The sequence below is a fragment of the Bacillus sp. BC08 genome (genome assembly GCF_054326875.1).
Window position 1 is genome coordinate 44728 of record NZ_JBTGPA010000031.1, and the last position, 15373, is coordinate 60100.

Below are 15373 nucleotides of genomic sequence, written 5' to 3' on the forward strand. Positions count from 1 at the left end.
TATAAACCAGTTGTAATTCTATCATATTTTTTCTAATAAATGGAAATACCTAAAAATGAATAATTTTGAGGAGGTTTTCAATTATGGCAGAAAACCAAGATATGAACTCTTTAGATGAACAAGACGTGAAACGTGAGACATTGACAACACGACAGGGGCACCCTGTGAAGGATAATCAAAATATCCGAACAATTGGGAATCGTGGGCCAGCAACACTTGAAAATTATCATTTCATCGAAAAAATTTCTCATTTTGATCGAGAAGAGGTTCCGGAACGTGTAGTACATGCGCGAGGAGCTGGAGCATTTGGGTATTTTGAAACCTATGGAAAAGTTGGAGATGAGCCGGCAGAAAAATATACTCGTGCGAAAGTATTTTCAGGGGCTGGCAAAAAAACACCGTTAATGGTTCGTTTTTCTACAGTAGCTGGAGCTAAGGACTCACCAGAAACAGCAAGGGATCCACGAGGTTTTGCAGTGAAAATGTATACGGAAGACGGTAACTGGGATTTAGTAGGGAATAATTTGAAGATTTTCTTTATTCGTGATGCGATGAAGTTCCCAGACATGATTCACGCATTTAAGGTTGATCCAGTTTCAAATGTGTCGAATCCTCAGCGGATGTTTGACTTTGTTTCTCGTACCCCAGAGGCAACACATATGATTACATTTTTATTTTCTCCATGGGGTATTCCAGCAACATATCGCCATATGCAGGGATCTGGTGTAAACACTTATAAATGGGTAAATGAAAAAGGCGAAGCTGTATTGGTGAAATATCACTGGGAGCCGAAGCAGGGAATTCGAAATTTAACACAAGAAGATGCAAACAGTATTCAAGCAATGAATGTTAGTCATGCGACACAAGATTTATATGAAGCAATTGAGCGCAAAGATTATCCAGAGTGGGAGCTATTTGTACAAATCATGGAGGATGGATATCATCCAGAACTCGATTTTGATCCTCTTGATGATACGAAGCTTTGGCCAGAAGAGCAGTTCCCATGGTTACCGGTAGGACGTATGGTTCTTGATCGTAATCCAGTTGATTACCATTCCGAGATTGAACAAGCTGCTTTTGGTACAGGAGTACTTGTTGATGGAATGGACTTCTCAGATGATAAAATGCTACAAGGTCGTACTTTCTCTTATTCAGATACTCAACGTTATCGCGTTGGTGCAAACTATCTGCAATTACCTGTTAATGCACCTAAAGCACCTGTTCGTACAAATCAACATCGTGGTCAAATGGATATGCGTAATCCGAAAGAGTCTGGAGAAAATCCGCATATTAACTATGAGCCATCTATGCTGGGTGGTTATAAAGATGCAAAACAGGAAAAGCATCATCCACACCAACCAACTTACAATGCGGCTGCTATGAGTGCACCAATCGATCGTCCTAATAATTATGGTCAAGCAGGTCACACATATCGTAGTTTTGAGGAGTGGGAACGAAATGAGTTGGTTAAAAATCTATCTGAAGCACTTGCAGTATGTGACAAAAGAATTCAGAATGCGATGGTTGTACACTTCACACAAGCTGATGAAGATTATGGCCGTCGTGTTAAAGAAGGTATTGAAAAGAAAATGCAAGAAGTTAAAACGGAAAACAAACTTCCAGGCCGCGAAGTAAGTAAATCCAAATATGGTCAAGGTTCATTAGCTGCAAACGAAGCAACACAAGATGCAGTGAAGAAAAGCCATGAATCAGATCCTTATTAATTAGACGTAAGCACAATAGGATATACTTAGAGGTGCCGTAAAAATGGTTAGGTAGCCTTTCATACGATTACTAAAGTAGTTTTGTTTAAAAATATGAGAGGTACTAAATATCATAAGATAGTTGATAAACAAGTGAAAAATAAAGTTTCATAAAAGATGCTCTTGGATAAATCCAGGAGCATCTTTTTAAATGCGGAGTAGTGCACTACTGTAATCAATTTAAAGAATTGAAATCCTCCATAACGAAATTTTTGTTCATTTCTAAATAGTGATATTGAGATGTTCGGTTGATAAACCTCCATTAGTTTCGAATTGAATATTCTTCTTAACAGCTAAAATGTATGGATTAGCTTTTTTTAGGTCTCTTAGGTGGATTGCTATATTACTATCAAGATAATATTTTGAATAATCCTCAAAACAAAGAAATGCACATATTCTTCTTTTGTGTAGTGAAGTTTCTTAAGTTGGGTGGGGGATCTTTATATCCTAATCTAAAAGTGTAGACTACAGCCTGCAAATAATCATCTCCCTCTTAAAATTGTCGTTTTACATCTTCGCATTTTTGAGAAAGAAATACCTTGTCAGAAAACAATAAAATCTTATTAATTTTTATAATTGATAGAATTTTTGTGGAAATAATTCTCTTAATATATTAAAATAACATCGTATTATGTCAGATTTTAATTAGGGGAGAGAAATTTTATGTTGAAAAAAATCATTCCAGTTGCTTTAGCAATAAGTACAGTTACTTTTACTAGTGTATTTGCCGCGCCTTCAGCACAAGCAAGTACAGCACCAAACCGCTACATAGATGTGCAAATGCTCGGTATTAACGATTTTCATGGGCAGGTAGACACTGTAAAAAAAATTAACAATAAAGATGCAGGGGGAATTGAGTACTTAGGGGCTTATTTACGTGATCGTGAAAAACAAAATCCGAATACATTAAAGGTACATGCGGGCGATGTTGTTGGAGCAAGTACTCCTGTTTCAGCATTATTACAAGACGAACCTACGATTGAATTTCTAAATGATTTGAAATTCGATGTTGGAACTATAGGCAATCATGAATTTGATGAAGGTGTTGCCGAAATGAACCGCCTTATTTATGGTGGATATCATGAGAAAACAGGGAATTTTAAAGGAGCAAAATTCCCATATGTTGCTGCAAATTTCTATAATAAATCCACTGGTCGTTTATTTTTACCACCATTCACTATAAAAAAGGTACAAGGAGTTCCTGTTGGATTTATCGGAGTCGTAACAACGGATGTTCCTAATCTTGTTATGCCTACTATGCTAAAGAATGTGGAAATTACAGATGAAGTTGAAGCTATTAACAAATCCGTAAAGCAATTAAAAAAACTAGGCGTTAAATCTATTGTTGTTCTTGCGCATAACGGAGGTACAACAGATGGGAACGGCGTAACAAATGGTGATATTGTCCGATTAGCAAATGAGACTGATCCAGAAGTCGATGTTATTTTTGGTGGGCATAGCCACACTTATGTAAATGGAACTGTTAATAATAAACTTGTCGTACAAGCAAATTCTTATGGTATGGCTTTTGCAGATGTTGATGTAAAGATTGATCGTAAAACACAAGATATTGTTGAGAAAAAAGCAGAAATTGTTACAACTTACCATGAAGGCATGGAACCTGATAAAAAAATAAAGAAGAAGATGGAGAAATATCAAGCAAAAATCGCACCTCTTGTTAATGAAGTTGTAGGTAAGTCTATTGCCCCACTAGATCGCAAACTAAATACGGCTGGTGAATCTACTCTTGGAAATTTAGTTGCTGATGCCCAGCGTACAACGATGGAATCACAAATTGCACTTATGAATCCTGGTGGTATTCGTAATGACTTAGATGCTGGTGATATTACATGGGGAGAGATCTATGGTATTCAACCATTTGGAAATCAATTAATAAAAGTAAATTTAACAGGCCAAGACATTCGTGATATTTTAAATCAACAATGGCAAAAAGACATAACAAGAATGCTTCAAATTTCAGGGATCCAATACACTTGGGATGCGAACAAGCCTAATGGAGAAAAAGTAACAAGTATTCGTCTAACAAATGGAGGAGAAATTATTCCTTCTAAAACTTATAGCGTCGTTGCGAACGCATTTCTAGCTTCAGGTGGAGATGGATTTGTATCCTTTAAAAACGGGAAAGATGCTGAAACAGGACCAACTGATTTTGAAGCATTAGTAGATTATATAAAAAAATCAAAAGGACCAATTCAATCTGTTATTGATGGAAGAATTCAAAAAATAAATTAGATTTTTATTAGTCTCAAAAACAAATAGATTACCTGTACGCTAACTTTTTCGTGTGCAGGTAATCTATTTTTTATGGGCTTGAAATAAAGTCTTACTGTGGCCAATGGGTATACCGTCTAGATGCAGAGTGCAGAAAACAATGGAGTAGACAAAAAATAACCCCTAAATTAACTCTATGATGAAGAGACTACAAATAATTAAAATTTGGAACTTCATATTAGCCCAATATTAACTACACTATAATGGATTGAAGTTCATGTAGTTTTATATTCGTATGAGTGAATTAAGGATTTCTTAAGAACCTATTAAGAAATAAGTGAGTTTTAGGAATTAGAATAAATGTATCTTAACAGTAATAAGAGAGGTAATGGTATTAAACGGTAGTCCTTATAGTATGTAAAAAATTAATAAATTAGTATTTCAGGAGGTTTTTATGAAAAAGAAAATAATTATTGCACTTAGTGCTTCTGCTATAATACTGACTAATTTTGTAGGAAGTACTTATGCGGATTCGAAAATAGAAGTTTCTGTTACAGCTCCCTACAATACAAATCAAATAGCGGGATGGTTAGAAGCACATGCAAAGCCTTTAAAAACAACTAATCCAACTGCATCTCTTAATGATTTAAAACCACTTAAGAATATGGTAGGTTCAGCTTCAATCGTAGGTTTAGGTGAAGCAACACATGGGGCTCATGAAGTTTTTACAATGAAACACCGTATTGTTAATTACTTAGTATCTGAAAAGGGCTTTACCAACTTAGTTTTAGAAGAGGGGTGGGACAGAGCTTTGGAACTTGATCGATATGTTCTTACTGGTAAGGGAAACCCAATCCAACATCTATCACCTACATTTAAAACGAAAGAAATGTTGGATTTACTTGATTGGATTCGGCAATATAATGCTAATCCAAAACATAAATCTAAAGTGCGTGTCATCGGGATGGATATTCAATCAGTAAATGAGAATGTTTATAATAATATAATAGAATATGTAAAGAGGAAGAATTCAGATCTTGTGCCTAGAATAGAAGCGAAGATAAAAGGTCTTATTCCTGTAACAAAGGATATGAATACTTTTGAGATTCTTTCGAAAGAAGAAAAAGAAAAGTATATTTCAGATGCTAAACAAATCAGTGCTTTATTAGAACAAAATAAAAGTTATCTAAATGGAAAATCCAAAGAGTTCGCATGGATAAAACAAAATGCCCGTATTATTGAACAGTTCACTACAATGTTAGCGTCACCTCCTGATAAAACATCGGATATTTTTTTGAAACATGATATCGCAATGTATGAAAATGCGAAGTGGACTGAAGAACATTTAGGAAAAACCATTGTATGGGGACATAATGGGCACGTTTCGAAAACAAATATGATTCCTTTTATATATCCTAAAGTAGCTGGGCAGCATTTAGCAGAATACTATGGGAAACGGTATGTATCTATTGGAACATCAGTTTATGAAGGACAATATAATGTTTATAATAGTGACGGTGAATTTGGCCCTTATGGAACATTAAAATCAGATGATCCAAACAGTTATAACTACATCTTCGGACAAGTTAAAAAAGATCAATTTTTTATTGATTTACGTAAGGCGAACGGAGTGACAAAAACTTGGTTAAACGAACAACATCCAATTTTCGCGGGGATAACTACCGAAGGGCCTACTATACCTAAAACTGTTGATATATCATTAGGGAAATCATTTGATATACTTGTTCAAATTCAAAAAGTGAGTCCATCTCAAGTGCATCAATAAAAGTAGAATCATATGTCTTAATGACAACGTGATAAATGTTTCATATAGCGCTATGAAATTTTGTTATATAGCAAGAAAAATAATCATATTAGAAAAAATCAGCAATGTAACTTATTAAGAATAAAAAGTATATTCAATATTTAAAACGCAAAAAAACACCGAAGCGACATCGGTGTTTTTTTGCGTTTTCGGCACAGATGCTACTTCAATCCTATCATTATAGAAACGATTTCGAATGTAAGGAATTCGTAAGGGATAGGTAAGGAAAAAGAGATTTTCATTGTGTAGGATAAAAATATAAAGAGGCATGAAGGGGGGATAAGTACGGCCTACATATAAAACAATCAGTAACAAGAGTGTTTTGTGAAAATAATGAGTACAATGATTGCAAATACATTTTTGCCTTTTCATCATTGAGAGAATTAGCAGCTGTATGGTTCGTATATGACACAGCTATCAACCATTTATACAATTTTAATAGAAGAGAGGAATACCTTATGAAAACACGCAGTAAAATTACATGTGCAAGTCTATCACTATTAATAGCTGGGAGTTCCCTGTTATACATAACACCAACATCAGTTGTAAAAGCAGAATCTAAGCAAAATGTATCTAGTTCGTTACAAACAAGTACGCAAAGCGATCGTACTGCCGTTAAGAAAGCAATGCGAGATGAACTGCAACTTGGATACCCCGGAATACTCGCTCAAATTTCTAAGGGTGGTAAAACTTGGAGTTATACTGCTGGGGTAGCGGATCTGAGAACTAAGAAACCAATGAAAGAAGATTTTCGCTTTCGCATTGGCAGTGTGACGAAAACGTTCATTGCAACAGTTCTGCTTCAATTATCTGGAGAGAACCGTTTAAATTTAGACGACCCCATTGAAAAATGGTTGCCTGGTGTCATTCAAGGAAACGGATATGATGGTAACCAGATTACGGTCCGGCAACTATTGAATCATACAAGTGGTATTGCTGATTATATAAATTCAAAAGACTTTGATATTACGGATATAAAAAAATCATATACGGCTGAAGAATTTGTAAAGATGGGGATTTCTCTTCCACCAGACTTTGCTCCAGGGAAGGGTTGGTCTTATTCAAACACAGGATACGTAATAATGGGGATCCTTATCGAAAAAGTAACAGGAAACAGCTATGCGGAAGAGGTTGAAAATCGGATTATTGAACCGCTTGATTTGTCAAATACATTCCTACCTGGCAATTCAAGCGTGATTCCAGGAACCAAGCATGCCCGTGGATATTTACAACTAGACGGAGCAAGTGAGCTAAAAGACGTTACTTATATTAACCCAGGTAGCTCGGATGGAGATATGATCTCTAATGCTGAAGACTTAAACAAATTTTTCTCTTACTTACTCAGTGGCAAATTACTGAAGGAACAACAACTAAAACAAATGCTTACTACTGTTCCTACAGAAAGAGAGGGAACTAGATATGGTCTTGGAATTCTTGAAATTACGCTTCCGAATGGTGTTACGGTATGGGGACACAGGGGTGCTGTTCCAGGGTTTTCCACTTTTGCTGGTGGAATACTTGGAGGAAAACGTACATTTGCTATCAACGCGAACAGTTTAAACATTCAGAATTCTGAATTTTTTAAAGATATTTTACTTGCTGAATTTAGCAAGTAGGCAAAAAGAAAAAACGAAAAAATTTTGTCATTTGTAATTTCAATCGGAATAGATTATCGCTCGAAATGAGTATAGAGGGGATGAAATATATAGAAACAATCAAACCAATCATGAGGGATAGCTAAGTAAAAGGATTAGTTTATGCATTGGTCGATTAAAAGAGTAACACATATAATGAGTGATTATGATATATACTATTGTATTTGTATGGGTATTGTCACTAATTGTAAATTCATATAAAGTGCGAAGTCTAATTTAAGACTTCGCACTTTTTTCGTTTAACAGCTTTTATTGTGAAGCTAGTAACAATAGAAAAAAGGAGGATGTAACTAGCTTTGCGGATGGATCTTGGTACATGTGCTATGTAGGAGATTTTGCTGAAAAAATATACAAGAAAAAATCAAATTTAGAAGAATATATGTATGGGAGACAAGAAAGCTGAAGTAAATTAAAAATCTTTGCCTTTTTTGTTTTGGAAATAGTATTTTATCATCTTCACACATATAAGAAACAAAGGAATTTATATAAATTATGTTTTGATAATAAAGGTTTAATTGTTTTTTTTTTATTAGTTTTATACTTATGAGTTAACTGGAAATTATAGCGATTTTGTATACGTAGTTTTTCTCGCCTTAATTGATAGCGCACAGATATGACGGTTATTTTAACCAAAATTTTCATGAAAATACCTTTAAAAAGAACGTTGGTTCGTATATAATAAGAACAAATGTTCCTTTTGTTAGGAGTGATAACCTTGTATGATTATTCTCTTTTACCGAATCGTATTATTTTATGTGTAGATCTTCGTAGCTTTTATGCAAGCGTATCATGTATTAAAAAAGGACTTGATCCACGATATACGAAATTGGCTGTCGTAGGAGATGCAAACCGGAGTGGATCAATCGTATTAGCAGCAACACCACCATTAAAAGCGTTAGGAATTAAGAAAATGGCTAGGTTGTACGAAATACCGAAGCGGCCAGATATTATTATTGTGAATCCGATTATGCATACGTATATGAAATGTTCAACTTACATAACAGGTTTAGCTTTACAGTATGTTGCGCCGGAAGATTTTCATCAATATAGTATCGATGAGTTTTTTATGGATATGACCGCAAGTATTCATTTGTTTGCGAGTAATCCGTGCGAGTTTGCATTAAAGTTCAAGCGAGAAATATATGAACGTACACGGATCGAAAGTACGATTGGTATTGGGCCGAATTTACTATTAAGTAAAGTAGCGATGGATGTAGAAGCAAAAAAGAATAAAGATGGAATAGCGCAGTGGACGTATGACGATATACCCGAGAAGTTATGGAGTATTAGACCACTCAGTAAATTTTGGGGTATATCGTATAAAACGGAAATGAAATTAAATCGAAAAGGTATACATACGATTGGGGATTTAGCGCAGTACCCGTTGAAGTATTTAAAACAATCGTTTGGTGTAATAGGGGAAGAATTACACTTGCATAGTAACGGGATTGATTTTAGCAGAATAGCAGAGAAATATGTTCCAGCGACAACATCTATAGCAAAAAGCCAAATATTATTTCGTGATTATTCAATAGAAGAGTTCGCTGTTATTTTATTAGAGCATACAGAAGAAGTTTGTTACAGATTGAGAAGCGAAAAGAAATACGCACAAACGATTCATTTTTCAGTGGGATATAGTAAGGAATACGGAGGAGGAATAAAAAAAGCACATACGTTAAATAGAGCAACAAATTTAACGATGGACATTTACAACGTTTGTACCTATTTTTTATACGAGAGGCATACAGGAGAACCGATTCGATCGGTAAGCCTTTCCTTAACAAATCTAATAAATGAAGGAGAAGAGCAAATTTCGCTTTTCGATAACATTATACAAAGAGAAAAAGAAATGAGATTAACGAAGGTTATGGACGAAATTCGAACACGATTTGGTAAGAACAGTATTTTACGTGGGATTTCCTACACAAGCGTCGCAACAGCAAGATATAGAAACACATTATTAGGAGGGCACAAATCGTGAAGAATGCTAATATGCCAAAAGGAAGAGGAATGGTAAAGTGGCAACCGTTTGCTAGTATGCCAGAGCAGTTCGTCTGTATTAAAGGCATGATACAGGAGCAAACAAAGATCCCGCGTCCAATCTTAACGCAAGATGAAAAAGAAAGGATTGAAAATAAGCTGTTAATTTCATATTTAGGTGAAGAAGAGGTTTTACTTACATATTATAAAAATGGCTCTCTATATAAAAATTACATAACAGTAGCTGATATAAATCCATTAAATCAGACGATTACTTGTACCGATGCTTTTCGTAATCAAAAAATGTTTAAGTTTGGTGATGTAATGGAAGTGGAATAAAGTGTAACTGGAATCCATATAAAGGTTTATGGCCAACCATGAATAAATAGTTGGCCATAATGATCTTAAAGATCCATATCTTTTAATCCGGGACTATGCTCATTTGGCATTTCAGGAAGTTCTGGTACAGGAAAACCTTTTGGTGGGTCAGTTACTGTTAATGTTCCTTTATTTCTACTTGGGGATTCACCTTGGAATATTTCTCCCATTCTTGTTGGATCTAAGCTGAAATTAAATTGTGCATTATGGAATCCCATGTCTACATATTTTCTACACTCTGGATATTTATTGATATCATAGTTGGGCACAGGGAAGAGTTTCCCCCATTCAACCCCTAATGTCTCTAAAGCTTTTGCAAAAGCATTTTGATGTGCATTATCACGTACAATTAAAAATGCAAGAGTTTCTCTAAATGTTTGATTGGAACTCATTTCATAAATTCTAGTTTTTTGAAGTACACCTGTAGATTCAAGTACGACATTATCTAGTAAATCGCTAATTAAGTTTCCATGACTATATACCCAAGATCCATTCCAAGGATTACCAGCTGCATCAACAGGCAATGAGCTTTGAGCACCTACAATAAAATGGTGAGGGTTTGCATGTTTAACCGCTTCATCAAGCGGTGCTTTGTCAATACCAGCATTTCCTGGCGTAGGTTCACCAGATCCAGTTAATAGCTGATTAATTGTATGTTGAACAAGTTCTACGTGGCTTATTTCCTCTAAAAAAACACCTCGAAGTAAATCACGATATTGCTTCTCTTTACCTCTAAAATTTGAGCTTTGGAAGAAATATTGCATCATTGTACGCATTTCACCATAATGCCCGCCTAATATTTCTTGTAAAACTTTTGCAGCAGCTGGGTCTGGTTTATCCGGCTTAATCATATTAATTATTTCCTCTTTATAATAAAACATGAAGTACACCTCTTTTTAAGTTAGTTAACATTGTTATCGTGTCCGCTAGTTGGTTACTTAATACTTAAATTCATTTTTTTACCAATTAACCGTTAATTTAGAATGCAAAGTCTTTTTGAAATAACCATTTTCCATGTGAGATGAAAGTGGGGGAATAGCTACTTACAATGTAATAAAAAAGATAAGATTACGGGATGTAATCTTATCTTTCATTAAGAATAATGAATTGTATCTTCAAGGTTTCAAAATGACTTTTATACAATCATCTTCACGATTATTAAAAATTTGATAACCGTAGCTCGCTTCTTCAAGGGGAATTTTGTGTGTAATAATCTCTTTTGGATCGAATTCTTTGTTTGTTATTTTTTTAAATAGTTCCGGCATAAAATGAATAACAGGTGCTTGTCCCATTTTTAGGTTAATATTTCTAACCCAAAATGCCCCGAGTGGGAATGCATTATAATTGCCACCATAAACACCAGTCATTTGAACTGTTCCGTATTTTCTTACGGCTTTCGTAGCAATTTGAATAGGACCGAGAGTACCACCTTGTAACTTCAATTTTTGTTCTAGAAATTCTAGTGGTGATTTTTTCCCATCCATGCCCACGCAATCAATGACTACATCCGCACCGCCATGTGTGATTTCCTTTAAATGTTCTCCCATATCAGGAAATTTTGTAAACTCAAATACCTCAACATTGTTAATCTTTTTTGCATAATTCATTCGGTAATCTAAGTAATCGACTGCGATTACGCGCTTAGCTCCTTGCATCCAAGCGAATTTTTGTGTCATTAATCCAACAGGTCCACAACCTAGGACGATAACAGTATCACCTGGCTTAACACCTGCGTTTATTACACTCCAATAGGCTGTTGGTAAAACATCGGATAAAAACAGTAAAGATTCATCTTCAAGTTCGCATGATTCTGGTATAACAAATGGAGTGAAATTTCCAAAAGGAACTTTTAAATATTCTGCTTGTCCACCTGGATGGTTACCAAATTTCTCTGTATAACCAAAGTATCCACCAGAATCATAATGAGGATTGGAGTTATCACATTGGCTTTCCATTTCATGTTGGCAATAAAAACAATGTCCACAAGCAACGTTAAAGGGAATAACAACACGATCTCCTTTTTTTACTTTAGTAACATCTGGACCAACTTCTTCAACAATGCCCATTGGCTCATGACCAATAATGTATCCTGGAGGTAACGGCATGTTTCCTTGATACAAATGTAAATCAGAACCGCAAATAGCGGTTGAAGTAATTTTTATAATAATATCATCTTTTTTCTCTAACTTTGCATCATCCACCTGTTTAACTTGTACTTGGTTTGGCCCTTGATAGGTTACAGCTTTCATCTCATATCTCCTTAGGAATCAGTTTTTATAATTTATCCCGCTATTTGCGGGCAGTAAGACCCCCACCTCAAAATTCAGCGGAATCAAAGAAGTTAGGTGGGGGATCAACTGTCTGTAAAACTCCCACTGATTAAAGTTTCACTTTATATGTATTTCTTGGCAAAACAGAAATCTATACATAATGTTGTTATGAAAGTACGTTATAACAACTCTTCTTTCTTATGTCTTTTGCCCTATTTTAAGAAGAAACTCAATATTTATACATAATCTAATTCCCATAAAAAGGATAACTATTATTTCATGACTCGTAGCATATTAAAAACATTGGAGGTGAAACGATATGGCAAACAATAATAGTGGAAGTCGTAATGAATTGTTAGTTCGAGGTGCTGAACAGGCTCTTGATCAAATGAAATATGAAATTGCACAAGAGTTTGGTGTACAACTTGGTGCAGATACAACAGCTCGTTCAAACGGATCTGTTGGTGGTGAAATTACAAAACGTTTAGTAGCAATGGCTGAACAACAACTTGGTGGTAGAGCTAACCGCTAAGTAAATTGGCATACAATATAGCAAATATGTAAATCAATTTCTTTTGTATATGTATAAAAATAAAAACCCTTATAGTAAATGGATTCTTACTCAAAGATTATTGATAATCTTCCTTCATAATCTTTGAGTATTTTATTTGTAAACTACTTTCCTAAACAATAAACACGCAGTGTTGGAAAGGTGTTTTCCATGCATAGTAGAAAATCTTTTGCAGGAAAAAGCATACTTAAAAATTTGATTTCAATATTGAAATCAATATTAATTATGATATTTTCGAAAGGGAGGAATTTAAAAATGGGTATTTTAAGTGGAAATCCTCAAAATGAACCGTTACATTACGGAGAAGTATTTGATATTTGGAGTTATCTTCTGGCAGCACAAGGTGGAATCGCAAGCCATCAAGTGTTTATGAATCACACAGGTGACGAAGATTTGAAAAAGTTTTTAGAAAGCTTAATTGAAAATGATATGAATTCAGAAGTAGAAGAGTTAAAAACTCTTTTAAAGGTTAATGGCGTAGCATTACCGCCTGCTCCTCCAGAACGACCAGTTGCATCTATCGAAGACATTCCTCCAGGGGCACGTATTAATGATGCTGAAATAGCAGCAGCTGTTTCTACAGGATTAGCAGCTGGACTTGTGACATGTAGTCAAGTGATGGGAAAATGTCTTCGAGAAGATGTAGGGATGCTATTCGGACAATTTCATATGAAAAAAGCGCAAGCAGGTGTAACTTTGCTGCGTTTAAGTAAGAAAAAAGGATGGGTAGTTCCACCTCCGTTGCATGTAAGAAATTCTGATCAAGCTTAATAAACAAAAATAAAAAAGTGGCATTGGCCACTTTTTTATTTTTTAGATGTATCCTCAACTTTGGATTTATTTAATGTGGAAGAATCTATATATTCATCTGACATTTCCATAGCATATTTATCATGATGAATATGATTGTGATTTCTTAATTCATCATCGTTACGCAGTACTAATCTCTTCATATAAATGTGGAAGAAAACCTCTATTCCGCCAATAATTAATGTGGCAATAAATGAAGAAAGTCCAATATTACGAGTAGCATCTAAATTAGTAAATAAGGATGTTAAAAGCCAAATTCCGAAGAAGCTTAAGCCGAAATCTGCTATTGTAGCAATCATATTTCCGTATTTAGGCAAAATGAAGAGATCGCCGATTAAATAGGCAGCTCCTGTTAGGAAAAGAGAGATGAGTAATACTCTAGGAATGGAAATGCCTTGAAAGATACCGAGTATGATAAGTAATACCGCAGTTATCGCTGTGTATTTAATTAATAAAGCAACAATATGTTTCATCATTTTCCTCCATTGGTTAAACGTATATGGAATAAAAGATTTCATTAAAAATGGATTATGCTATATAGCGTAACCCATTTTAATCAACCTTTAATGGTAAGAAGTACAACCTGGGTAAGAAGCAGGCTTATACTACAGATAGTATTTTCGGAATATCGAGTTTTATTCACAAGGTGTAGTTCCATTCTTATAGTAGTGATATTGCCTCAGTAACAGTGTTTTTTTATTTCTTAACTATAAGAATAAAAAGTATTTTCGTGCTTAATGTATATTTTTGTCTACATATTTTCCATAATCGGGTACAGCGATTTTATCAAATTCTTGAACGAGTGTTTTGAGGCTTGTTGATAGCAATTCACCTGACATTGGTATCCCATGTCCAGAAATAGCGATCAGGGGCTTTAATGCTTCTAATTTAATGACTGATTCTTTAGCGGCTTTCCAGTCTGTTGTTAAATAACGAGGGGGGCCGCTTATTTCCTGTTCCTGAGTAAATACTTTATATAGATATTCCTGTTTCACTGTAACAAAAGCATCACCAGCAATTAAAGCTCGGTCTTTTTCTCGGAATAATGAAATCTGCCCAGGAGTATGCCCTGGTGTGTGAATCCATCTAAACTCTGGCATATGGGGAACAGTTCCATCGGTAGGTAGTGCTTTTACGCTATTTCCTAAATCAATTGGTTCAGTAGGGAACAGGGGAGACATTTTGGCTACCATACCACCTTCAACTGTTGGATCTGGTTCAGGATAGCTTTGTTGTCCAGTCAAGAACGGTATCTCCATTTGATGGGCATAGACTGGAACATCCCAATATTTAATGAGTTCAATTATTCCTCCAACATGATCAAAATGCCCATGAGTTAAAATAATTGCTTTTGGACGGCTATTTGTACCAAATCGCTTCTCAGTAACAGAGATAATTTCATTTGCACATTTAGGCATTCCAGCATCAACTAAAACAAAATCATCGGTATGCGGATTCCCAACAAAACATATGTTGACGATTTGAATCGTGTAACAAAATAAATCAGGCAATACTTCGAGGCCATGACCACTTTCAATTGAAGTTGCTGGAATAAACTTGTAATCACTTCCATAATTCATTTCCTTGTCCACTTGTTATCCCCCCTTAATATGTTTCAATACGACATTATAGTTCCCTAATTTCTCGAATCCATTTTGGGGGATTTGAGAAAAGAATTAGTGGGGATTACAAAAATTAAGGTGGAGACATACCAATTTATATAAAGTGCAAACAGATAATATTGATTTCACAATTGTAGTTTTTACTATTTTTTGAGGAGGGGTTATGACTTAATAAAAGATTCATCTGAATATTTTCATGTAGGTTTATAAAAATACATAACAGTAGCTAATAGAAATCCATTAAATGAGGCGATTACTTGTACCGAT

The 15373-nt window shown here is 34.9% G+C and carries 12 protein-coding genes; 8 read left to right on the top strand and 4 right to left on the bottom strand.

From position 1 onward, the window contains the following. Window positions 1–83 precede the first annotated feature (83 nt). The 6 genes from ACXVYO_RS10855 (at window position 84) to ACXVYO_RS10880 (ending at window position 9794) form a co-directional block, all read left to right on the top strand. On the top strand, window positions 84–1724 hold the full coding sequence (locus ACXVYO_RS10855; protein ID WP_458466990.1) for a catalase: 1641 nt from the start codon (window positions 84–86) through the stop codon (window positions 1722–1724). A 702-nt stretch (window positions 1725–2426) separates the two neighbouring features. Continuing rightward, window positions 2427–4016 carry a bifunctional metallophosphatase/5'-nucleotidase gene (locus ACXVYO_RS10860; protein WP_458466991.1) on the top strand — a complete coding sequence of 530 codons (1590 nt, stop codon included), beginning with the start codon at window positions 2427–2429 and terminating at the stop codon, window positions 4014–4016. 433 nt (window positions 4017–4449) lie between these two features. Then, window positions 4450–5781 (top strand): erythromycin esterase family protein, encoded by a 1332-nt coding sequence (locus tag ACXVYO_RS10865; RefSeq protein ID WP_458466993.1) that lies wholly within the window; start codon window positions 4450–4452, stop codon window positions 5779–5781. A gap of 497 nt (window positions 5782–6278) precedes the next feature. Then, the gene (locus ACXVYO_RS10870) at window positions 6279–7436 is read left to right on the top strand and encodes a serine hydrolase domain-containing protein (RefSeq protein ID WP_458466994.1); all 1158 of its coding nucleotides are present in this window, start codon (window positions 6279–6281) and stop codon (window positions 7434–7436) included. A gap of 754 nt (window positions 7437–8190) precedes the next feature. After that, complete coding sequence (locus ACXVYO_RS10875) at window positions 8191–9456, top strand: Y-family DNA polymerase (protein WP_458466995.1); 1266 nt, start codon at window positions 8191–8193, stop codon at window positions 9454–9456. Next, the gene (locus tag ACXVYO_RS10880) at window positions 9453–9794 is read left to right on the top strand and encodes a YolD-like family protein (protein ID WP_458466996.1); all 342 of its coding nucleotides are present in this window, start codon (window positions 9453–9455) and stop codon (window positions 9792–9794) included. The genes ACXVYO_RS10875 and ACXVYO_RS10880 overlap by 4 nt, the downstream gene beginning before the upstream one ends. Window positions 9795–9859: 65 nt before the next feature. Here the strand turns inward: ACXVYO_RS10880 and ACXVYO_RS10885 are convergent, their stop codons facing one another. Both ACXVYO_RS10885 and ACXVYO_RS10890 read right to left on the bottom strand, forming a co-directional pair. After that, the gene (locus tag ACXVYO_RS10885) at window positions 9860–10714 is read right to left on the bottom strand and encodes a manganese catalase family protein (RefSeq protein ID WP_060487291.1); all 855 of its coding nucleotides are present in this window, start codon (window positions 10712–10714) and stop codon (window positions 9860–9862) included. Window positions 10715–10948: 234 nt separating this feature from the next. Further along, window positions 10949–12082 carry a zinc-dependent alcohol dehydrogenase gene (locus tag ACXVYO_RS10890; protein WP_458466997.1) on the bottom strand — a complete coding sequence of 378 codons (1134 nt, stop codon included), beginning with the start codon at window positions 12080–12082 and terminating at the stop codon, window positions 10949–10951. A 340-nt stretch (window positions 12083–12422) separates the two neighbouring features. On the opposite strand from ACXVYO_RS10890, the gene sasP reads away from it, so the two are divergent. Next, a complete protein-coding gene (sasP, locus tag ACXVYO_RS10895; protein WP_000002841.1) occupies window positions 12423–12635 on the top strand; it encodes a small acid-soluble spore protein, SasP family in 213 nt (70 codons plus the stop codon). 294 nt (window positions 12636–12929) lie between these two features. After that, a complete protein-coding gene (locus ACXVYO_RS10900; protein WP_163094949.1) occupies window positions 12930–13445 on the top strand; it encodes a DUF3231 family protein in 516 nt (171 codons plus the stop codon). A gap of 35 nt (window positions 13446–13480) precedes the next feature. Here ACXVYO_RS10900 and ACXVYO_RS10905 read toward each other — a convergent pair whose 3' ends face one another. Together ACXVYO_RS10905 and ACXVYO_RS10910 are read right to left on the bottom strand one after the other, a co-directional pair. After that, on the bottom strand, window positions 13481–13957 hold the full coding sequence (locus ACXVYO_RS10905) for a YndM family protein (RefSeq protein ID WP_458466998.1): 477 nt from the start codon (window positions 13955–13957) through the stop codon (window positions 13481–13483). 261 nt (window positions 13958–14218) lie between these two features. Beyond that, a complete protein-coding gene (locus tag ACXVYO_RS10910) occupies window positions 14219–15076 on the bottom strand; it encodes an MBL fold metallo-hydrolase (RefSeq protein ID WP_458466999.1) in 858 nt (285 codons plus the stop codon). Between the last annotated feature and the right edge of the window lie 297 nt (window positions 15077–15373).